The 20,255-nt window shown below is 75.4% G+C and carries 17 protein-coding genes; 11 read left to right on the forward strand and 6 right to left on the reverse strand.

Going from position 1 to position 20,255, the window contains the following annotated elements; all coding sequences use genetic code 11:
* The first annotated feature begins 10 nt into the window (after positions 1-10).
* From AC4OR8_RS14730 to AC4OR8_RS14740, 3 genes are all read left to right on the forward strand, one after another.
* On the forward strand, positions 11-1,543 hold the full coding sequence (locus AC4OR8_RS14730) for a sensor histidine kinase (RefSeq protein WP_492166311.1): 1,533 nt from the start codon (positions 11-13) through the stop codon (positions 1,541-1,543).
* Between the two features lie 251 nt (positions 1,544-1,794).
* Positions 1,795-3,021 carry an ornithine--oxo-acid transaminase gene (gene rocD / locus AC4OR8_RS14735; protein WP_492166312.1) on the forward strand — a complete coding sequence of 409 codons (1,227 nt, stop codon included), beginning with the start codon at positions 1,795-1,797 and terminating at the stop codon, positions 3,019-3,021.
* 253 nt (positions 3,022-3,274) lie between these two features.
* Complete coding sequence (locus AC4OR8_RS14740) at positions 3,275-5,173, forward strand: ArnT family glycosyltransferase (RefSeq protein WP_492166313.1); 1,899 nt, start codon at positions 3,275-3,277, stop codon at positions 5,171-5,173.
* A 20-nt stretch (positions 5,174-5,193) separates the two neighbouring features.
* Here AC4OR8_RS14740 and AC4OR8_RS14745 read toward each other — a convergent pair whose 3' ends face one another.
* A complete protein-coding gene (locus AC4OR8_RS14745; RefSeq protein WP_492166314.1) occupies positions 5,194-5,796 on the reverse strand; it encodes a TetR/AcrR family transcriptional regulator in 603 nt (200 codons plus the stop codon).
* A 49-nt stretch (positions 5,797-5,845) separates the two neighbouring features.
* On the opposite strand from AC4OR8_RS14745, the gene AC4OR8_RS14750 reads away from it, so the two are divergent.
* The 4 genes from AC4OR8_RS14750 to AC4OR8_RS14765 all read left to right on the forward strand — a co-directional run bounded on the left by AC4OR8_RS14750 (position 5,846) and on the right by AC4OR8_RS14765 (position 10,137).
* A complete protein-coding gene (locus AC4OR8_RS14750; RefSeq protein WP_492166315.1) occupies positions 5,846-7,405 on the forward strand; it encodes a flavin-containing monooxygenase in 1,560 nt (519 codons plus the stop codon).
* A complete protein-coding gene (locus AC4OR8_RS14755) occupies positions 7,402-8,244 on the forward strand; it encodes an SDR family NAD(P)-dependent oxidoreductase (RefSeq protein ID WP_492166316.1) in 843 nt (280 codons plus the stop codon). The genes AC4OR8_RS14750 and AC4OR8_RS14755 overlap by 4 nt, the downstream gene beginning before the upstream one ends.
* A 178-nt stretch (positions 8,245-8,422) precedes the next feature.
* Positions 8,423-8,959 (forward strand): DUF402 domain-containing protein, encoded by a 537-nt coding sequence (locus AC4OR8_RS14760; protein WP_492166317.1) that lies wholly within the window; start codon positions 8,423-8,425, stop codon positions 8,957-8,959.
* Between the two features lie 47 nt (positions 8,960-9,006).
* The gene (locus AC4OR8_RS14765; RefSeq protein WP_492166318.1) at positions 9,007-10,137 is read left to right on the forward strand and encodes a glutamate--cysteine ligase; all 1,131 of its coding nucleotides are present in this window, start codon (positions 9,007-9,009) and stop codon (positions 10,135-10,137) included.
* Positions 10,138-10,209: 72 nt separating this feature from the next.
* On the opposite strand, the gene AC4OR8_RS14770 is transcribed toward AC4OR8_RS14765, so the two are convergent.
* The 4 genes from AC4OR8_RS14770 to AC4OR8_RS14785 form a co-directional block, all read right to left on the reverse strand.
* On the reverse strand, positions 10,210-11,334 hold the full coding sequence (locus AC4OR8_RS14770) for a DNA polymerase IV (protein ID WP_492166319.1): 1,125 nt from the start codon (positions 11,332-11,334) through the stop codon (positions 10,210-10,212).
* Positions 11,331-12,431, reverse strand: coding sequence for an FUSC family protein (locus tag AC4OR8_RS14775; protein WP_492166320.1), 1,101 nt, complete (start codon positions 12,429-12,431; stop codon positions 11,331-11,333). The genes AC4OR8_RS14770 and AC4OR8_RS14775 overlap by 4 nt, the downstream gene beginning before the upstream one ends.
* A gap of 69 nt (positions 12,432-12,500) precedes the next feature.
* Entirely contained in the window at positions 12,501-12,881 is a 381-nt protein-coding gene (locus AC4OR8_RS14780; protein WP_492166321.1) for a hypothetical protein, read from the reverse strand.
* Positions 12,882-12,889: 8 nt separating this feature from the next.
* A complete protein-coding gene (locus tag AC4OR8_RS14785; protein ID WP_492166322.1) occupies positions 12,890-13,318 on the reverse strand; it encodes a hypothetical protein in 429 nt (142 codons plus the stop codon).
* A gap of 331 nt (positions 13,319-13,649) precedes the next feature.
* Here AC4OR8_RS14785 and AC4OR8_RS14790 point away from each other — a divergent pair, with 331 nt between their 5' ends.
* Positions 13,650-15,056, forward strand: a complete 1,407-nt coding sequence (locus AC4OR8_RS14790) for a WS/DGAT/MGAT family O-acyltransferase (RefSeq protein WP_492166323.1) — start codon at positions 13,650-13,652, stop codon at positions 15,054-15,056.
* 3 nt (positions 15,057-15,059) lie between these two features.
* Here the strand turns inward: AC4OR8_RS14790 and AC4OR8_RS14795 are convergent, their stop codons facing one another.
* Positions 15,060-16,262: a site-specific DNA-methyltransferase gene (locus tag AC4OR8_RS14795; RefSeq protein ID WP_492166324.1), complete on the reverse strand. Its 1,203-nt coding sequence runs from the start codon at positions 16,260-16,262 to the stop codon at positions 15,060-15,062.
* Between the two features lie 57 nt (positions 16,263-16,319).
* Here AC4OR8_RS14795 and AC4OR8_RS14800 point away from each other — a divergent pair, with 57 nt between their 5' ends.
* The 3 genes from AC4OR8_RS14800 to AC4OR8_RS14810 are packed head-to-tail and all read left to right on the forward strand — an operon-like array spanning position 16,320 to position 20,248.
* Entirely contained in the window at positions 16,320-17,228 is a 909-nt protein-coding gene (locus AC4OR8_RS14800; RefSeq protein WP_492166325.1) for a matrixin family metalloprotease, read from the forward strand.
* 59 nt (positions 17,229-17,287) lie between these two features.
* Positions 17,288-18,922 (forward strand): alpha/beta hydrolase family protein, encoded by a 1,635-nt coding sequence (locus tag AC4OR8_RS14805; protein ID WP_492166326.1) that lies wholly within the window; start codon positions 17,288-17,290, stop codon positions 18,920-18,922.
* 18 nt (positions 18,923-18,940) lie between these two features.
* Positions 18,941-20,248, forward strand: a complete 1,308-nt coding sequence (locus AC4OR8_RS14810) for a phosphodiester glycosidase family protein (RefSeq protein WP_492166327.1) — start codon at positions 18,941-18,943, stop codon at positions 20,246-20,248.
* Positions 20,249-20,255 lie beyond the last annotated feature (7 nt).

Raw genomic sequence — 20,255 nt, forward strand, 5'->3', positions numbered from 1 at the left:
CGGCCCGCGCGTGCGCCGCCCCGCCTCCCTCACGGCCCGCCTCGTCGTCACCGCGGTGGCGCTGGTGCTGCTGGTCTCCCTGCTGATCGGCACCATCGCCACGCTGTCGGTGCGGTCCTACCTGCGCGACCAGGTGGACGACGACGTGCGCGCGGCCCTGCAGCGCGCGGCGTTCGTCACCCAGGACCCGCTCTTCGCCCCCGACAGCCCGCTGTCGCCTCCCCCGTTCGACCCCGTGCTCCCGGGCGACGGCACCGACACCCAGGACGACGGCCAGGACGACGAAGGCCGCGGCGACCCCGGCCGCGGCCAGCAGGTCGGCACGCTGACCGCCTACGTCGCGCTCGTCGGCGCGGCGGAGGGCGACCGGTCGGGGGCGGTGCTCACCCCCGGCGAGGAGGGCCGTCCGGGCCAGCGCACCCTGTCGTCGGCCGCGCTCGACGTGCTGGCCGAGCTCCCCGCCGACGGGGAGGCGCGCCGCGTCGGCCTCCCCGGCGTCGGCACCTACTGGGTGGCGGTGGAGGACAACGAGCAGGGCACGTTCCGGGTGGCCGCCGGCCTGCCCACCGACGACGTCGACGGCGTGGTGTCGACGCTGGTCACCACCGAGGCCGTGCTGGTGCTGCTCGGCGCGCTCGTGGCAGGCGCGGCCGGGCTGGTCGTCGTACGACGCCAGCTGCGCCCCCTGCGCGAGGTGGCGGCCACCGCCCACAGCGTGGCGGCGCTGCCGCTGGCCGAGGGTGAGATCGACCTGACCGAGCGGGTGCCGGACCACCTCACCGACGAGCGCACCGAGGTCGGCCAGGTGGGGGCGGCGCTGAACACCCTGCTCGCCCACGTGGAGTCGTCGCTCGGGGCGCGCCACCGCAGCGAGCAGCAGGTGCGCCAGTTCGTCGCCGACGCCTCCCACGAGCTGCGCACGCCGCTGGCCACCATCGCGGGCTACACCGAGCTCGCGCGCCGGCGTCCCGACGACCACGCGGCCGTCGGGACGGCGCTGGTGAAGGTGGAGGAGGAGTCGGCCCGGATGACCTCGCTGGTCGAGGACCTGCTGCTGCTGGCCCGCCTCGACGCCGGGCGTCCGCTCGACCGGTCGCCGGTCGACGTGACCCGCCTGCTGCTGGAGGCCGTCTCCGACGCCCGCGTGGTGGCCCCCGAGCACCACTGGCGCCTGGACCTGCCCCACGACGAGCCGGTGGAGCTGCCCGGCGACGAGCAGCGGTTGCACCAGGTGGTGACCAACCTGCTCACCAACGCCCGCAAGCACACCCCGCCCGGCTCCACCGTCACGGTGACCGCGCTGGCCGACGGCTTCGCGGTGCACGACGACGGCCCCGGCTTCGCCCCCGAGCTCCTCGACCACGCCTTCGAGCGCTTCGCCCGCGGCGACACCGCCCGCACCCGGGGTCACGCGCAGGCCGCCGGCGGCGCCGGGCTGGGCCTCGCGCTGGTGGAGGCGATCGTCGCCGCCCACGGCGGCCGGGTCGACCTGACCAGCCGGCCCGGCGACACCACCGTCGAGGTGCACCTCCCCCGCTCCTGACCCGCACGCAGGACCCGCACGCACGACCCGCAGGCAGGGGCACGACGGGCCCGCGCGCGGAATCGGCGCGGCGCCCGGTGGGGAGATACCCTCACCCTGAGATTGTCTGACAATCCTCGGCCAGGCCTCGCCTGGCCTGGTGGGCTGGCCCGGGTGCCCGCCCCGGCACCCCGCACCACCGGCACCACGACCCGCCCGACCCGCCCCCGACCCGCCGCCTCCCGCCGCGGGCCACCAGGAGGAGACGAGCCATGACGGCATCCCTGACCGACACCCCCCGCAGCACCGGGCTCTACCAGCGCGCCGAGGCACGTACGGCGCACAACTACCACCCGCTGCCGGTCGTGGTGGAGCACGCCGAGGGCGCCTGGATGACCGACGTCGACGGCACGCGCTTCCTCGACCTGCTCTCGGGCTACTCCGCGCTCAACTTCGGCCACGGCCACCCCGGCCTGCTCCGCGCGGCCCACGAGCAGCTCGACCGGCTCACCCTCACCAGCCGGGCGTTCGTGCACGACCGGTTCGCCGACTTCTGCGCCGAGCTCGGCGACCTGTGCGGCAAGGAGCTCGTGCTGCCGATGAACACCGGCGCCGAGGCCGTCGAGACCGCCATCAAGGTCTCGCGCAAGTGGGGCTACGAGGTCAAGGGCGTGACCCCCGGCCAGGCCAAGATCATCGTCGCCGCCGGCAACTTCCACGGCCGCACCACCACCATCGTCGGCTTCTCCGACGACCCCGACGCCCACAACGGCTTCGGTCCCTTCGCGCCCGGCTTCCAGCTGGTGCCGTACGGCGACCTCGCCGCGGTCGAGGCCGCCATCGACGCCGACACCGTGGCCGTGCTCATCGAGCCGATCCAGGGCGAGGGCGGCGTCGTGCTGCCCCCCGACGGCTTCCTGCGCGGCCTGCGCGAGGTGTGCACCCGCGAGAACGTGCTGATGGTCGCCGACGAGATCCAGGCCGGCCTCGGCCGCACCGGGCGCACCTTCGCCTGCGACCACGAGGACGTCGTGCCCGACGTGTACGTGCTCGGCAAGGCCCTCGGCGGCGGCATCGTCCCGGTCTCGGCCGTGGTCGCCGACCGCGACGTGCTCGGCGTGCTCCGCCCGGGCCAGCACGGCTCCACCTTCGGCGGCAACCCGCTGGCCTGCGCGGTGGGCCTGGAGGTCGTGCGGATGCTGGCCACCGGCGAGCACCAGCAGCGCGCCGCCGAGCTCGGCGTCGTGATGCGCGAGCGGCTCGACGCGATGGTGGGCCACGGTGTGCTCACCGTGCGCACCCGCGGGCTGTGGGCCGGGGTCGACATCGACCCCGCCGTCGGCACCGGTCGCGACGTCTGCGAGGCCCTGATGGCCCGCGGCGTGCTGGCCAAGGACACCCACGGCTCCACGATCCGCCTGGCCCCGCCGCTCGTGGTCGAGGCCGCCGACCTCACGTGGGGCCTCGACCAGCTCGCCGAGGTCGTCCGCGGCGACTGAGCACCCGGGCCCCGTTGGCACCCGGGGCACGGCGTCGTACCATCGGCGGTGGGAGCGCTCCTACAGGCTCACAGTCGGCTGACAGCCTCGACCTGAGGCCGTGCCAGCCGGTGGGCGGAACGTGGCGGGCATGTCGAGCCGTCCCTCCTCCGTCCTGCACGAGCACTCCCGCCCGGTCCCGCCGCAGCCCGGCGGACCGCACCCAGACGCGGGCGCCACCGCTCCCGGGGTCCTGAGACTCCCCCGGGAGCGCGTGGCGCTCGCCCTGCTCCTCGGCGCCACCGCCGTCCTGTACCTCTGGGACCTCGGCGCGTCGGGCTGGGGCAACTCCTTCTACGCCGCCGCCGTGCAGGCCGGCTCGCAGTCGTGGTCGGCCTTCTTCTTCGGCGCCTCCGACGCCGCCGGCTCCGTCACCGTCGACAAGACACCGCTGTCGCTGTGGCCGATGGCGCTCTCGGTGCGCGTCTTCGGGCTGTCGTCGTGGGCGGTGCTGGTGCCGCAGGCGCTGATGGGCGTGGCGTCGGTGGCGCTGCTGCACACGCTGGTCCGGCGCGTCACCGGCTCGGCCGGGGCCGGTCTGCTGGCCGGCGCGGTGCTGGCGCTGACGCCGGTGGCGGTGCTGATGTTCCGCTTCGACAACCCCGACGCCGCGCTGGTCCTGCTGCTGGTCGGGGCGGCGTACGGCGTGCAGCGGGCGGTCGAGGCCACCGTGGGCCCGGCCGGTGCGGTGGTCGGCCACCCGGTGCGGTGGCTCGCGCTGGCCGGCGCGCTCGTGGGGCTGGCGTTCCTGGCCAAGATGCTGCAGGCCTTCCTGGTGCTGCCGGCGTTCGCGCTGGCCTACGCCCTCCTGGCCGCCGTGCCGCTGCGGCGCCGCCTGGCGCACCTGCTGGTCGCGTTCGCGTCGATGGTGGTGGCCGGCGGCTGGTGGGTCGCGGTGGTCGAGCTCGTGCCGGCGTCGTCGCGGCCCTACGTCGGCGGCTCGCAGGAGAACTCCGTGCTCGAGCTCGCGCTGGGCTACAACGGCCTGGGCCGGCTGACCGGCGACGAGACCGGCTCGGTGGGCGGCGCCAGCGGCTGGGGCAGCACCGGGGTGCTGCGGCTGCTCGACAGCGAGAACGGCGGGCAGGCGGGGTGGCTGCTGCCGGCCGCGCTGGTGCTCGGCGTGGCCGCGCTGGTGCTCGCCGGCCGCGGGCGCCTGACCGGTGCGACACCCGCCCGCAGCGCCCGGGTGCTGCGCGCCACGCTCGTGGTGTGGCTGGGGTGGCTGGTGGTCACCGCCGCCACCTTCTCGTTCATGAGCGGGATCTTCCACGCCTACTACTCCGTCGCACTGGCGCCGGCCCTGGCCGCGCTCGTCGGCACCGGGGCGTGGGCGGTGTGGCAGCACCGCGACTCGCTGGTGGCCTCCGCGGTGCTCGCCACGACCACCGCGCTCACCACCGCGCTCGCCGTCGTCCTGCTGCGCCGCACCGACGACTGGCACCCGTGGCTGCCCTGGGCCGTCGGGGTCGTCGGGGTCGTCGCGACGGTGCTGCTGGCCGGGGTGCGCCACCTCCCGCGGCGGGCCGCCGCGGCCGTGGCCGCCGCGGCGCTGGTCGCCACGCTCGCCGGGCCCACGGCGTGGTCGCTGGCCACCGCCGGCACGCCCCACACCGGCTCCGTCCCGACCGCCGGGCCCACGTCGGAGGGCGCGGGCGGCTTCCCCGGTGGCGGTACGCCGCCGGCCGGCGGCATGCCGGGGGGCGGCTTCCCCGGCACCACGGGGACCACGCCCGGCGCGGCGAGCCCCGGCGGGCTGCTCGAGGGCAGCACGTCCAGCGCCGCCGTCGACGCGCTGCTGGTCGCCGACGCCGACTCCTTCACCTGGGTGGCGGCCGCGGTGGGGTCCAACACCGCCGCGGGCTACCAGCTCTCCACCGAGCAGCCGGTCATGGCGATCGGGGGGTTCAACGGCACCGACCCGAGCCCCACGCTGGCGCAGTTCCAGACCTACGTCGCCGACGGCGAGGTGCACTGGTTCATCAGCGGCGGCTCCATGATGGGCGGCGACTCCGGCACCTCGGCGCAGATCAGCGCGTGGGTCGAGGAGACCTTCACCGCCCAGGTGGTCGACGGCGTCACCCTGTACGACCTGTCCACCGGCGTGGAGTAGCGGGACGCCGGCCGGGGAGGTCAGCCGGGGAGGGTGGTCACCAGGGCGGGCAGCGACATGGTCAGCATCGTCAGCAGCTGCTCGCGGGTGACCTCGCCGGGGTCGTCGATCCAGGCCAGCACGAGGTCCTCGTTCATCGCCGCCCAGCCGTGCACCAGCAGCCGGCTGGCGGGGGTGTCGGGCAGCAGCCGGCCCTCGGCGTCCTCGCGGAAGAGCCGGTCGGTGAGCGCGGAGCGCGCCTCCTCGTAGACCGCGCGCAGGGTGTCGTTGCCGCGCGCGGCGCCCCTGACCAGCGACAGGTAGCCCTCGTGGTTGGCCTCCACGTAGTCGAGGTAGGCCGTGATCGACAGCAGCAGCCGCTCGATCGGGTCGCCCTGCTGCGGCGGCGCGGTCTGCTCCACGAGGTCGTCGGCCGCCCGGCGCACGACGGCCTCGTGGAAGGCGTGCTTGCTCCCGAAGTAGTGGTACAGCAGCCCCCGCGAGATGCCGGCCTCCTCGGCGAGCAGGTCGATGCTCAGCTCGTCGACCGAGCGCGTGGCCAGCAGCCGCACGCCGAGGTCGAGCAGCTGCGAACGACGCTCGTCGGGGCTGAGACGGGTGCGGGGGCTGGTGCTGCTGCTCACGTGGCCACTCTATTGACGCTTGTTCAATAGCGCCAGTACGGTCCTCGCCATGACCTCCTCCCCCTCCGACCGCAGCGACGCCCCCCGTCGGGTCGACCACCTCGTCGTCGGCGCCGGCTTCGCAGGGCTGTGCGCGGCCATCAAGCTCGACGAGGACGGCGAGCGCGACTTCGTCGTGGTCGAGAAGGGCTCCGACGTCGGCGGCACCTGGCGCGACAACACCTACCCGGGCGCGGCGTGCGACGTCCCGAGCCAGCTGTACTCCTACTCCTTCGCGCCCAACCCCGACTGGTCGATGTCGTTCTCGCCGCAGCCGGAGATCCAGGCCTACATCCGGCGGGTGGCGCGCGAGTCGGGCGTGCTCGACCGCTTCGTGTTCGACACCACCGTCGACGACGCCTCCTGGGACGACGCCGAGCAGGCCTGGCTCGTGCGCACCAGCGATGGCGACTACCTCGCGACCACGCTCGTCGTCGGCGCCGGCGGCCTCTCCGAGCCCCGCCTGCCCGACATCGAGGGCATCGAGGGCTTCGGCGGCGAGCTGTTCCACTCCGCGCGCTGGGACCACCGCACCGACCTCACCGGCAAGCGGGTGGCGGTCATCGGCACCGGCGCCTCGGCCATCCAGATCGTCCCGGAGGTGGCCGAGCAGGCCGCCCACCTCGACGTCTACCAGCGCACCGCGCCCTGGGTGATGCCGCGCCACGACCGGCGCTACGGCCGTCTCGAGAAGACCGCGCTGCGGCGCGTGCCGGGCCTGCAGAAGGCCTACCGCACGGCGATCTACTGGGGCCGCGAGTCGTACGTGCCGCCGTTCACGCTGGCGCCCGCCGTGCTGGCGCCGGCGCGCAAGATGGCCGAGGCCAACATCGCCAAGGCCATCGACGACCCGGCGCTGCGCGCTGCGGTGACCCCCGACTTCCAGATCGGCTGCAAGCGCATCCTGATCTCCAACCGCTACTACCCCGCGCTGGCGCGACCCGACACCGAGGTCGTCACCGACCGCATCGCCCGGGTCACCGAGCGCGGCATCGTCACCGCCGACGGCACCGAGCGCGAGATCGACGTGCTGATCGTGGCCACCGGCTTCTACACCACCGAGCTGCCGATCACCGAGCACCTCACGGGCCGCACCGGTCGCACGCTGGCCGCGCGCTGGCGCGAGAGCGGGATGGCGGCGTACAAGGGCACGACCGTGCCGGAGTTCCCCAACCTCTTCATGATGGTGGGGCCCAACACCGGCCTCGGGCACTCCAGCATGGTGTTCATGATCGAGTCGCAGGTGGCCTACGTGCGCGACGCGATCCGCACCATGCGCCGCCACCGCTACGCCGCCGTCGAGCCGACCGAGCGCGCCACCCGCGAGTGGAACGACAGCCTCCACCGGCGCATGGAGCGCACGGTGTGGAGCACCGGGGGGTGCTCGAGCTGGTACCTCGACGAGCACGGGCGCAACACCACGCTGTGGCCGCGCTCCACGTTCGGCTTCCGGCGCCTGCTCGCCCGCTTCGACCCCGCCGCCTACGCCGTCACCGGCCCGACCGACCCGGCCGGGCCCGACGTGCCGCAGACCCCGCACACCCCCACACGTGAGGACGTGAACGCATGAAGACGCTCGCCGACAAGGTCGTCGTGATCACCGGTGCCGGCTCCGGCATCGGCCGGGCCCTGGCCCTGGACCTCGCCGGGAAGGGCTCGCTGCTCGCCCTCTCCGACGTCGACGGGGCCGGTCTCGCCGAGACCGTGCGCCTCGTCCAGGGCGCCGGGGCCCGCGAGGTGCGCTCCGACCGCCTCGACGTCGCCGACCGCGCCGCCGTGGAGGCCTACGCCGCTAGCGTCGCCGACCACTTCGGCCGGGTCAACGTGGTCGTCAACAACGCCGGCGTCGCGCTGGCCGGTGACTTCCTCGACCTCGAGCACGACGACATGGAGTGGATCATCGGGATCAACTTCTGGGGCGTCGTGCACGGCACGAAGGCGTTCCTGCCCCACCTCATCGCCTCCGGCGACGGCCACGTCGTCAACCTGTCGTCGCTCTTCGGCCTGATCTCCATGCCGGGGCAGAGCATGTACAACGCCTCGAAGTACGCCGTGCGCGGGATGACCGAGGCGCTGCGCGAGGAGATGCTGATCGCGGGCCACCCCGTCGGCGTCACCGCCGTGCACCCCGGCGGCATCAAGACCGCGATCGCCCGCAACTCCCGGGTCTCCGCCCAGGAGGACCAGGCCGCCACCGCCAAGTTCTTCGACGAGAAGCTGGCGAAGATGACCCCCGAGCGGGCCGCCGAGATCATTGTGCGCGGCATCCTGCGCAACCAGGCGCGGGTGCTCGTCGGGCTCGACGCCCACGCGCTGCACACCTTCGGCAAGCTCGCCGGCTCGCGCTACCAGGACGTCATCGCGCGGGTCTCGAAGAAGGTCCTGCCCGCCAAGACCCAGGTCGTCTGAGCTTCTCCTCGACCTCCAGCCCGGGCGGCACACCGGGCCGGGGGGCGTGCGGCAGTGACTGGCAGGCGGAAACTGCCACTGGGTGGCTGACATTTCGGCCACCCAGTGCCGGTTTCCCCGGCCGGCCGGGGAAACCGCCCGACCCCGCCCGGCCCCCGGGTGGGGCACGATGGGCCGTATGAGGCCGAGTCCGGGAGCGCCCGTCCGCATCGAGATGACCAAGTGGAGCGACCGGCCCCACTGGCAGCTGGCCGGCACCTACCTGGGCAGCGACGCGCACGGTGACTGGGTCGGCGTGCCGCGCGGCACCCACCACGCCCGCCCGGGCCTGGAGTTCCGCTCCGACGTCGACTCGGTGACGCTGCTGCCCGCCGACCCGGACGCCGGCTGGGCGGCCACGTTCCACGCCCCCGGCATCTGGTGCGACGTCTATGTCGACGTGACGACCCCGCCGCGGTGGGTGGCCGGGCCCGCCGGACCGGTCGTCGCCGCGGTCGACCTCGACCTCGACGTGGTGCGCCGCGCCGACGGCGAGGTGTACGTCGACGACGAGGACGAGTTCGCCGAGCACCGGGTCACCCTCGACTACCCCGCCGAGGTGGTCGCGCACGCGGAGCGGTCGTGCGCCGCGGTGCACGCCGCGGTGCGGGCCGGCGCGCCGCCGTACGACGGGGCCGCGCAGCGCTGGCTCGACCTGGTCGGGCAGCCCGGCTGACCCACGGGGAGGGCCGGGGCGGATCGCGCGTGTGGTTCGCTGGTGGCGTGCGCATCGACTTCCACGGCTCGCCGACCCCGACGCTCGGGGTGGAGTGGGAGCTCGCGCTGGTCGGACGCACCGACCGCGACCTCGCCAACTGCGCCGCGGACCTCTTCGCGCTGGCCTCGCCGGGCCTGCCCCACCCCGACCGCCTCCACGAGGAGCTGTTGCGCAACACCGTGGAGGCCGTGACCGGGATCTGCGGCACCGTCGGCGAGGCGCTCGCCGACCTGCGCCGCACCCTGGAGGCGGTGGTGCCGGCGGCCGACGAGCTCGACGTCGACCTCTACGGCGGCGGCACCCACCCGTTCGCGTCGTGGACCAACCAGCAGCTCAGCGAGGGCCACCGCTACGAGGAGCTGATCAACCGCACCCAGTGGTGGGGCCGGCAGATGCTCATCTGGGGGGTGCACGTGCACGTCGGGCTTCCCGAGCGCTCCCGGGTGATGCCGGTGCTGTCGTCGCTGCTCAACCACTACCCCCACCTGCAGGCGCTCTCGGCGTCGTCACCGATCTGGGCCGGGGTCGACACCGGCTACGCCTCCAACCGCGCGCTGATGTTCCAGCAGCTGCCGACGGCGGGCCTGCCGTTCCAGTTCGACACCTGGGAGGGCTTCGAGCGCTTCGCCCAGGACCAGCTCACGACCGGGGTGATCGACGACCTCTCCGAGATCCGGTGGGACGTGCGTCCCGCGGCCCACCTCGGCACGCTGGAGAGCAGGGTGTGCGACGGCGTCTCCACGTTCACCGACCTCGGGGCGCTGGTGGCGCTCACCCACTGCCTGGTCGTGGACCTCGACACCCGGCTGGCCGCGGGCGAGACGCTGCCGACGATGGCGCCGTGGCACGTGCAGGAGAACAAGTGGCGCGCCGCGCGCTACGGCCTCGACGCCATCGTCATCCTCGACGAGCACTGCACCGAGCGGCCGGTCACCGACGACCTCGCCGACCTCGTGGAGCGGCTGGCGCCGGTGGCGGAGCGGCTCGGCTGCTCCGCCGAGCTGGCCCAGGTGACCGACGTGGTGGCGCACGGCGCGTCGTACCAGCGCCAGCGGGCGGTCGCGGCCGCCACCGACGGCGACCTGGTGGCCGTGGTCGACTCGGTGGTGCGCGAGCTGCGCGACGACCTCGGCTGAGCCGCGCCCCCCGTCACCACGCCCCACGCCCCACGCCGCCCACGACGGACCGGCACCCGTGCCGGCGAGCGGTCAGTAGCCGCCCTCGGGCGGCACCATCTCGAGGCGCACGCCCAGCAGCCGCACGGGCCGACCGGCCTCCACGCGGTCGAGCAGCGCGACCGCCGCGTCGGCCAGCACGCCCTCGTCGCGGGTGGGCGCGGGCAGGGTGCGGCTGCGGGTCACCGTCTGGAACGGGCGCAGGCGCACCTTCAGCACGACGCGGACGGCGTCTCGGCCCTCCGCCTCGATGTCGGCGAGCACCCGCGCGGTGAGCGCCCGCACCTCGCGGGCCACCTCGGCGGGGTCGACGAGGTCGACCTGGAACGTCGTCTCGCGCCCGTGCGCCCGCGGCACCCACGGCGTCGGGTCGACCGCGGAGGTGTCGGTGCCGCGGCCCAGCCGGCCGTACCACGGTCCGGTCGTCGGCCCGAGCACCGCAGCGAGCGCCGCGTCGTCGGCGGCGCCCAGCTCGGCGATCGTGTGGACGTCGAGCGCGGCGAGCTTCTGCGCGGTGCGGCTGCCCACGCCCCACAGCTCGCGGGTGGGCCGCGGGCCCATCACCGACGACCACTGCGCAGCGGTGAGCACCCCGACGCCGCGGGGCTTGCCGAACCCGGTCGCGGTCTTGGCCTGCAGCTTGTTCTCGCCCACCCCCACCGAGCAGTGCAGCCCGGTGGCCGCCAGCACCGCCGCGCGCACCTCCTCGGCGTACGCCGTGGCGCCCGCCTCGTCGTCGGGGGCCGGCGGCGCGTCGGCGGCGGGGTCGGCGGCGAGGAAGGCCTCGTCCCAGCCCAGCACCTCCACCAGCACCGGCAGCCCTCCCCACCGCAGCCCGCGCAGCACGTCCATGACGCGGGCGCTGACCTCGTCGTAGGCCGGCTTGTCGACCGGCAGCCACACCGCGTCGTCGGGGAGGCGGCGCGCCGCCACCCGCAGCGGCATCCCGGAGCCGACGCCGTGGGCGCGCGCCTCGTAGGAGGCGGTGGCGACGACGCCCCGCTCCGTGGGGTCGCCGCGACCTCCCACCACCAGCGGACGCCCGGCCAGCTCGGGCCGGCGCAGCCGCTCGACCGCGGCGATGAACTCGTCGAGGTCGACGTGCAGGACCCACCCGCCCGGACCGGCCGGACGGCGGATCGCGGCGGTCGGCCTCATCGCGGCGGCGGGGGCAGCGCGTCGGTGGACTCCAGCTGGCCGAGGCCGGTGAGCATCAGCAGGTCGACCACCACCGAGCGCAGCTGGGCCAGCACCACCTCGGCGGTCATCTCCTCGGCGCGCTCCACCGACCCGGTCGTCCAGCCGACGGCGAGCAGGGCGGGCTGGGCCGCCACGGGGGTGCGGTCGGCCACCAGCTCGCCGACCACCAGGTCGACGGCGTCGGCCAGCTCGCGCGCCACGGTGGCGTAGGACGGGGGCACCGGCCGGTGGTGGTAGGCCGCCACGGTCGCCTGGCGCACCAGGACGCGCGTGCTGCGCATGGCCCGGTCCATCGGGCCGACCAGCTCGGCCATCCGCCGGATGCCCGGGCGGTGGCGCACCCGGAACGGCGAGGAGGTCACCACCGCCATGCCCTCGTCGGCGGCGGCCTGCAGCTGCCGGAGCAGGCCGTCGGTGCTGCGGGCCTCGTCGAGCAGCGCGAAGGCCCGGTCGACGTCGCCGTCGTCCATCGTGTCGGCAGCACCGCGCAGCAGCGCCGCCACCTTGCGCAGCACCACTGCGGCCTGCTCGCGCGGGCGCCGCAGCGGGGCGGCGGGCACCACCGTGGCGGCCACCAGGGCCACCGCTCCCCCGATCAGCGCGTCGGTCCAGCGCGTCAGCGACGCACCCGCGCCGGGCAGCAGCGCCACCACGAAGATGGACTGGATCGCTGCCTGGTTCACGAAGAGCGTGCCGGCGTCGAGCAGCACGGCGGCGGTCATCGCGAGCGCCACGATCAGGCCCAGCTGCCAGGCGCCGCCGCCGAGCCACACGATCAGCAGGTCGGCGAGCAGCACCCCGATGGCGACCCCGGCGGTCACCTCCGCCACCCGACGCAGCCGCTGGCCGTAGGACGTGCCGAGGCTGACCACGGCGGCGATGGGCGCGAACACGGGGTTGCTGTGGCCCAGGAGGTCGCTGGCGATCAGCCAGGCCACCCCGGCCGCGACGGCGCACTGCAGGATCTGCCAGCGCTTCGAGCGCCACCGCGCCACCCGTGCCCGGGCCGAGGTGCGACTGCGTCGCCACACCGCGTCCAGCGCGACAGCCTCCATGGCACCTGATGGTGCCAGAACCCGAGGGGTCGCGCCCGCCCACGGCGCCGCCGTGGGCGGGCGCGGTCCTCACCCCTGGTGGTCCCCGTGGTGGGCCCCTTGGTGGGCCCAGTCGAGCGCCTGCTGCAGGTCGCCGAGGTCGCGGTACCAGACCCGCACCTCCGTGCGGCAGCGCACCCGGGCGACCCGGGTGTCGTGCTCACCGCACTCCGCGGCCGCCTCGGAGTCGGTGGGCGGGAAGATCGCGCTGCCGTCGTGGAAGTGCACCTCGAAGCCGTTCGCGGCGTCACCGGTGACCTCCACGATCGTGTCGGGCGCCGGCGCGCTCGGCGCAGGGCTGCTGGTGGCCGGGGCGGCCAGCACGGCGCCGAGCCCGAGCACGCCGACCAGCGCGAGGCCCGCAGCCGGGCGCACCCGCCGGCGCCCGGTCGCCGGGCCGGTGGTCGTCACCGCCCGCCTCACGCCGCGCTCGCGTGGGCCCACTTGAGGGCCTGCTTGGTGTCGCCGAGGTCGCGGTACCAGGTGCGGACCTCGGTGCGGCAGCGCGCCTGGCCGATGCGGGCGGGGAAGTCGCCGCACGCGTCGAGGGCGTCGCGCAGGGCCGGCGGGAACTCGGCGCTGCCGTCGTGGTGCTTGATGCCGAAGCCGTTGCGGGCGTCACCGGTGACCTTCACGATCGTGTCGGGCGCGGGGCTGGCGGCTCGGGCGCCGGGGGTGGGCCCGTCGGCCTGGGCGCCGGCCACGCCGACGAGCGAGCCGGCCGCAGCGGCCGCGGCGAGCCCGGCCGTGGCGACGGCGAGGCGCAGGGACGTGGAGCGGACGGTCGCGGCGCGGCCGCGGGCGCTGCCTGTCGTGGGGCCGGTGGTCGTGGGGTTGGTCGGCGTCATGGGGTCTCCCGAGCTGTCGTGCACCGGTGGGTCCCGGTGTCGACGACGACGCTAGGCAGCGGCGACCCGGCGCGGGGCCGCCGCGATCCCGCCTGGGGACAGCCCGCGCCGACGCCCACCTGTGGACGACTGGTGGCTGCCGCAGCGCCGGGGCGACCCTCTCGGCGACGCCGGCCGGCGCGGCCGGGCACACCACCCGGTCACCAGCCGGACACCCCCGGACACCCCGTGACGTCACCGCCGGTTCACCGTTCTCCTTGTGGCGGCGGTCACGGCGAGTCATCCTGTCCCGACGCCGCCTCCTGCAGCGTCCGACAGCGAAAGGCCCCACGTGGTCACTCCGATCGACCCCACGTCCACGGCGTTCCTCCTCGCGGAGAACCGGCACATGCCGATGAACGTGGGCGGCCTGCAGCTGTTCGAGCCGGCCGACGACGGCCCCCACCACGTGCGGGAGATCGTCGAGCAGCTGCGCGCGGTCGACGAGCTGTCGCCGCTGTTCCTCAAGCGTCCGCACCGCTCGCTGGCCACCGCCGGCCAGCTGGTCTGGACCCCCGACGACGACTTCGACATCGAGCACCACGTGCGGCACAGCGCGCTCCCGGAGCCGGGGCGCTACCGCGAGCTGTTCGACCTGTGCGGACGGCTGCACTCGACGCGGCTGGCCCGCGAGCGCCCGCTGTGGGAGTCGCACGTCATCGAGGGCCTGGCCGACGGCAAGGTCGCGATGTACACCAAGACCCACCACGCGCTGGTGGACGGCGTCGCGGCGATGCGGCTGCTGCGCAGCGCCCTCGGCACCGACCCCGACGAGCGCGACATGCCCGCCATGTGGGCCGACCGGCCCGCTCCCCGCAGCACCGCGCTGGCGACCACCGGGGCCGACCGCGACCTCACCGAGCTGCCGGCGCGACTGGTGCGCACCGCCCTCGGCGTGGCGGCCGAGGCCGCCGGGATGCCGTCGGCGCTGGTGCGGACGCTGGCCCGCGGGGTGCGCAACGAGACCACCACCGTCTCGCTGCACACGCCCCGCACCATGTTCAACCGCTCGATCACCGGGTCGCGGCGCTTCGCGGCGCAGGACTGGCCGCTGGAGCGGCTGCACGCCATCGGCCGGGCCACCGGCACCACCCTCAACGACGTCGTGCTGGCGATGTGCAGCGGCGCGATGCGCTCCTACCTGCGCGAGCTCGACGCGCTGCCCGAGCAGCCGATGGTGGCGATGGTGCCGGTCGGCCTGAACGCCCGGGAGTCCCACGTCCCCTCGGCCGCCGGCGGCAACGCGATCGCGGCGGTGCTGGTGCAGCTGGCCACCCACCTCGACGACGCCGGCGAGCGGCTGCTGAGCATCCACAGCTCGATGGAGGACGGCAAGCAGGCGCTGTCGTCGATGACCCCGGCGCAGGTGATGGCGATGACCGCGCTGGGCCAGGCGCCGGCGATCATCCCGCCGCTGCTGCGGCTCCAGGGGATCGTGCGGGCGCCGTACAACCTCATCATCAGCAACGTGCCGGGCCCCACCGAGCAGCACTACTGGAACGGCAACCGGATGACCGGCATCTACCCGCTGTCGATCCCGATCAACGGCATGGCGCTGAACATCACCTGCACCTCCTACGCCGGTCAGATGGCGTTCGGCCTGACCGGCTGCCGCCGCACCGTGCCCCACCTGCAGCGGCTGCTGACGTTCCTCGAGGACGAGGTCGCGGCGTTGGAGAAGGCCGCCGGCGTCGAGTAGCGCTCAGTCCCCGTCGGCGGCCCGCCCGGCGACCCTCAGGTCGGCGACCACCCGCTCCTCGAGGCCACCGCCCAGGCGGACGTCGACGGCGCGCAGCCGGGCGCGGGTGACGTCGGCCATGGTCGCGAGCCCGGCGGCGTGGGCGCGCGAGCCGGGCCGCACCGGCGCGGCGACGTCGACGCTGAGGCAGGTGCGGGTGCCGCCGTCCTCGAGGTTGGCCAGGGCCACCGCGTGGCCGGTGGTGCCGCTGCCGGCGAACGGGTCGAGCACCCGCGCGTCGGGAGGCATCGTGGCCAGCAGCCGGCGCAGCAGGCCGGTCGGCTTCGGCGACTCGAAGGTGTGGCCGACGAGGTCCTTCAGCTCGGCGACCGCGGTGTCGGTCGAGCCCACCTCCTCGGCGAGCCAGATCGTGGTCAGCTTCTTGCGGCGACCGGCGTGCAGCCAGTCGCGCTGGTAGACGTCGACCCGGTCGCCGAGCACCCCCTTGACGGTGCGGCACACCAGGTCGCCGGGGCGCTGGTCGACCAGCGGCGCGCTCCAGCGCCACACCGCAGGGCGGCCGTCGCCGAAGACCGGCGTCACCTCGACCGCGCCGGCGAACGGCGTCGTGGCGACCCGTCCGCCCACGGGGTCGCCCCACAGCGGGTAGTGCAGCGTGCGCGACGTCGCGGGGGTGAACTTCTTGTTGGTGTTGCGCAGCGGCAGGTGGCGGAAGCGCCGGCCGCTCGCGGGGTCGGTCAGCGGGAAGTCGCGCGGGTCGACGTGGTCGGCGCTGCTGGCGTCGAGCCCGCAGCGGCGCGCGTCGCGGGCGTAGAGCAGCAGGTACTCGTGGCTGGTGGCGAACCCGCGGCCGAGCTGGCGACCCTTCGGGTTGAGGTTGACCACCACCTGCGCCAGGAAGCACCCCTCGCCGAACACCTCGTCGAGCAGCAGCCGCAGGTGGGCCACCTCGTGGTCGTCGATGCTCACCGCGACCGCCCCGGTCGGTGCCAGCAGCTCGCGCAGCGCGACCAGGCGCGGGCGCAGGTAGGCCGTCCAGGCGTCGTGGCGGCTCGGCCCCGCGCCGCGGCGGTCGAGGTAGGAGAAGTCGTTGCCGGTGTTGTACGGCGGGTCGACGTAGGCCAGGTCGACGACGTCACCGCGGCCCGCGAAGCGCTCGAGCACCTCGAGGTTGTCACCCTCCACGAAGGTGTTCCAGGCCGGCACGGCCCGACCCTAGGCCACCCCGCGTCGTGGGTGGGGTGGCCTGGGCACAATGGCGCGGTGAGCTTCTCGCAGCGTCGTGCGCAGCGCCGGTGGGCACGGGAGATGGAGCGGCGGCTGCGCGAGCTCGACCGTCTCGACCAGGCCCACGGCCTGGGCGCCGGCCCCACCCACCGGCCGGTGCGCGAGCCGCGCCGCCCCCGGCGCTCGGCCGCCCGGCGCACAACGGGCCGCGGCGGGCGGCGGGAGCACGGTCCGGTGCTGCCGGGGCTGATGATCGCGGTGATCGTCACGACGCTGGTGCTGCTGCGCGACCCCGGGGCGTTCGGCGACCGGGTGCGCGACCTGCTGGGGCGCAACGACCGCCTCGCCGGGCTGGTGGACGTGGAGGACGGCGACGGCTCCTACGCCTTCTCCCTCACCCAGCGCGGCACCCGCCAACCGGTGAGCTGGAGCCCCTGCGACCCGATCACCTACGTCGTCAACCCCGATGGCGCGCCGGAGGGCTGGCAGGACCTGGTGGAGGAGTCGGTCGACGACATCTCCGAGGCCACCGGCTTCCGGTTCACCTACGACGGCGAGACCGACGACCGCGACTTCGAGCGTCGCCGGAGCCTGCTCGGGCGACCGGCCCCGGTGCTGGTGGGCTGGTCGGACGAGAGCGAGCTGCCGCGGCTGGCCGGCGACGTCGCCGGCCTCGGCGGCAGCGCGGCCAGCACCGGGCTGGGCCGCCAGCACTACGTCACCGGCATGATCGCCCTCGACACCGACGTCTTCGACCGCCTCGCCCTGCAGCCCGGCGGCGGCCTGCAGATGCGCGCGATCATCACCCACGAGCTCGGGCACGTGGTGGGGCTCGACCACGTCGACGACGAGCAGGAGCTGATGAACGCCGACAACGTCGGGCGCACCGACCTCGGCGTCGGCGACCGCGAGGGGCTGGCCCGGCTCGGCGGGGTGCCCTGCTGAGCGTGACCATCGTCACGCCCCGTAGTTGAGAGGGGGTCGACCTCACCCCGGGAGCCCTCATGACCAGCCGTCCCCGCCGTCCTGCGGCCACCGCGCTGGCCGCCGCCGTCGCTGCCGGCCTGGCCGGCACGCTGCTCACCGCGCCCCTCGGCGCCGCCACCGGTCCGGCCACCGGTCCGGCCACCGGTCCGGCCACCGGTCCGGCCACCGGTCCGGCCGCCGACCGGGCCCCGCGGGCCGGCGCGGTGACCGTGACCGACGGCTGCCTCGAAAGCGTCCCGGAGCCGGGCGGCACCGAGCCGGTCGCGATCTGCTGGACGTCGTTCCGCCCGGCCGGCGCCTCGCGCCGCACGCCGGTGCCGATGGTGGTGCACAGCCACGGCTGGGGTGGCAGCCGCACCACCGACGCCGCGGCCTTCGCCGACCTCACCGACGCCGGCTACGGCGTGGTCTCCTTCGACCAGCGCGGCTGGGGCGAGTCAGGCGGGCAGGCCCACGTGGAGGACCCCGCGCTGGAGGGCGTCGACGTGCGCCGCCTGGTGGCGATGGTGAGCCGGCTGGCCTGGGTGGAGCAGGACGGCCCGGGCGACCCGCGGCTCGGCGCGATCGGCGGGTCGTACGGCGGTGGCTACCAGCTCGTCGGCGCGTTCGAGGAGCTGCGCACCCGCGGGGAGCCGGTCTTCGACGCGCTCGCCCCCGAGATCACCTGGCACGACCTCAGCCAGAGCCTGGCGCCCGAGGGCGTCGTCCGCACCACGTGGGCCGCCGCCCTCGCCGCCGCGGCGGTGCCGAGCGACGCGCTGCCGCCGGCGGTCTACAAGGCCCTGGTGGAGGGTGCGGCCACCGGCAGGTGGCCCGACGGCTCGTTGCCGGGCGGGGAGGACCTCGCCGCCGACTTCGCCGACAACGGCCCGCTCCACCACGTGCGACAGGGCCGCCGCCTCGACGTCCCGGTGCTGCTCGGCCAGGGCACGACCGACTCGCTGTTCCCGCTCGAGCAGGCCCTGCGCACGTTCCGCCGCGCGCTCACCCCGCAGGCGCGCGAGCGCAGCATGGTGGTCGGCTACAACGGCGGGCACGTGCTGCCGGCCCTGCTGCCCCGGGGCATCGAGGTGACGTCCGACCCGTGCAGCCGCGAGCTCGCCGGCGGCGACTTCGGGGACCTGACGATCCGGTTCTTCGACCACGCCCTGCAGGGCCGACGGCGCACCCTCGACGGCTACGGCCGCTACCACCTCGCCACCCCGGGCGGCGCCTGCCTCACCACGGGCTCGGTGGCGGCCACCACGACCCGCGCGATCGGCACGGTCGTCACCCCCGAGGCGGTCGGCGCGCCGGTGGCCACCGAGGTCGCCCGCGGCCCGCTGACGCTCGCCGGGACGCCGTACCTCACCGCCGACGTCACCGCCCTGGGCGTGGAGAACCGGGCGTTCTACGGCCTGGCGGTCGGCACGTCGCCGGCCGACGCCCGCCTGGTGCAGAACAACGTGCTGCCGCTGCGCGAGCCTGCCCCGGTCACCTCGGTGGCGCGGCGCATCGCGCTGCCGTCGGTGGCGGTGCGGGTGCCGCGCGGCAAGCGGCTGTACCTGCTCGCGAGCCCGGTGAGCGACGTGTTCGCCGGCACGGGCAGCCGGACGCCGGGACTGGTGGTGCTGGAGGGAACTGTGGTGCATCTGCCGCAGAAGGGTCGCTGAGCGCCTAGCCTCTCTGCTGTGCCCGTCTCCCGCCCCCTGCTGGCCGCCGCCGCGCTGAGCGGGGCCCTCGCCCTCGGCGCCGCGACGCTGGCCACCGACCCGACCGGCGCGCCCTCCCCCGGCGCCTCCGCCGACCTCGCCGGGGCCGACGTGGTCCCGGTCGTGGACCCCGACGGCGCCCCGGCGACGCGACCCGGCACCGCGGCCGGTGGCGGCCGGTCGCGGCAGACCTCCGACGGCGTCGCGGGCCTGCTCGCGCCCCGGGCGCAGGCCGGCGCCGACCGGTTCGCGGTGCGCAGCACGGTCGCGGTGCGCCGGGTGGCGCCGGGGGTGCAGCTGCGGCAGTGGACCCAGAGCGACGCGCGCGGCGCGCAGCGCGCCCACCTGCTGGTGGTGGACGTCGACCGGCCCGGGCTGAGTCTCGACTACGCCGGACCCGGCCAGGTCGCCGACGTCGCCACGGTGCCGGCCCTGGCCGCGCGGCGCGACGCGGTGGCCGCGGTCAACGGCGACTTCTACGACATCGGCCGCACCGGTGCGCCCCTCGGCGTGGGCCGCGCCGCCGGCGGCGTCCTGCTGCACGCCCGGGCCGGCGGCTGGAACTCCGCCTTCTACCTCGACCGCCAGGGTCGCCCCCAGGTCGGCCCGGTCGAGCTGCGCGGCGGCGTGGTCGACCGCCCGGGCCTGCGCCTGACCAACCTGAACTCCCACTTCGTCGCCCCCGGCGGGATCGGCGCCTACACCTCGCGGTGGGGCGCCTCGCCGGGGTACGAGGTCACCCAGGGCCAGCGCGACGACGTGCGCGAGGTCGTCCTGCGCGGGGGCCGCGTGGTCGCCAACCGCGCCCGGCTGACCCCGGGCGACCGCGTGGACGGCACCCTGCTGGTCGGCCGCGGCGCGGGCGCCCGGGCCCTGCGGGCGCTGCGGGTGGGGTCGCGCGCGGCGGCGGAGTGGCGCCTGGCCGGCGGGCCCCGCATGGTGATGACCGGCAACAAGTTCCTCGTCGACGACGGCGTGGTCGAGGTCGTCGACGACCGCGAGATGCACCCCCGCACCGCTGTCGGCATCGACACCGACACCGGCGACGTGCTGCTGCTCGCCGTCGACGGCCGCTCGGAGGCCAGCCGCGGCGCGACCATGGTCGAGATGGCCGACCTGATGATGGAGCTGGGCGCCGACGAGGCGCTCAACCTCGACGGCGGCGGGTCGACCACGATGGTGGCCTCGTCCTCCGGCACGCGCCGGGTGGTCAACGACCCCTCCGACGGCGTGCTGCGGCAGGTGGCCAACGCGTTGGTCGTCACCTACGACGCCCCCGCCGGCTGAGCGGCGA

The organism is Nocardioides sp. FY1077, from assembly GCF_058681775.1.